Source organism: Blautia sp. MSK.20.85 (genome assembly GCF_013317245.1).
Lineage (GTDB): Bacteria > Bacillota > Clostridia > Lachnospirales > Lachnospiraceae > Blautia_A.
The window spans coordinates 1-568 of the sequence record NZ_JAAIUN010000101.1 but is presented as its reverse complement, the minus strand read 5'-3'; the positions used below and the strand labels follow the sequence as shown (position 1 = coordinate 568).

General features: G+C 40.7%; 2 pseudogenes. Both read right to left on the bottom strand.

Annotated features, from left to right (window positions below):
* A pseudogene (locus tag G5B12_RS18190) lies at positions 1-216 on the bottom strand (replication initiator protein A); the annotation flags it as partial.
* Between the two features lie 93 nt (positions 217-309).
* Positions 310-567: pseudogene (locus G5B12_RS18430) on the bottom strand (replication initiator protein A); the annotation flags it as partial.
* Between the last annotated feature and the right edge of the window lies 1 nt (position 568).

Sequence of the window (568 nt, the reverse complement as noted above, 5' to 3'; positions counted from 1 at the left end):
AGTATTGCCCTTACTCTTATCAGTATGATTCTTTTCAGTCTTATTTATCTTAGTATTATTTCCATCCAGATTCTTGCAGTCCGGACTTCTATTTTTTTGCGTTCCGGACTTCCAGTTTCTTGCAATCCGGATTTCCAATTCTTTGCAGTCTGGATTTCCAGTTTCTGGCGTTCCAGAAGCAACGTATCTTACTGGCTTTCCTCTGATCCGTTTCACAAAATTTTTCACATATATGACAGAAGGACGATTATTCCCCTGCCGATACCGTTCGATCAATCCAATCCCATGCACACTGTCAAGCTCATAAAGAAGCTTTGTCACTGTCGTATGCGACATTCGCAACAGCTCCTGCAATTCTGCGATCGTGTAAATAATATAGACATAACCATCACCGTCAATCCAACCATTTTTCTTGGATAGGCTGATTCGATCAAGCAGAATTCCGTAAAGGAGCTTTGCGTCTGTGGACAGGCTTGCAAACTCTTTTTCTGTGAACAGAGCTTTTGGTATCCGAAAAAAAGAAAACTGGTCAGATTCTTCTGCTCTGAAATATTCAAAATCTGCCATA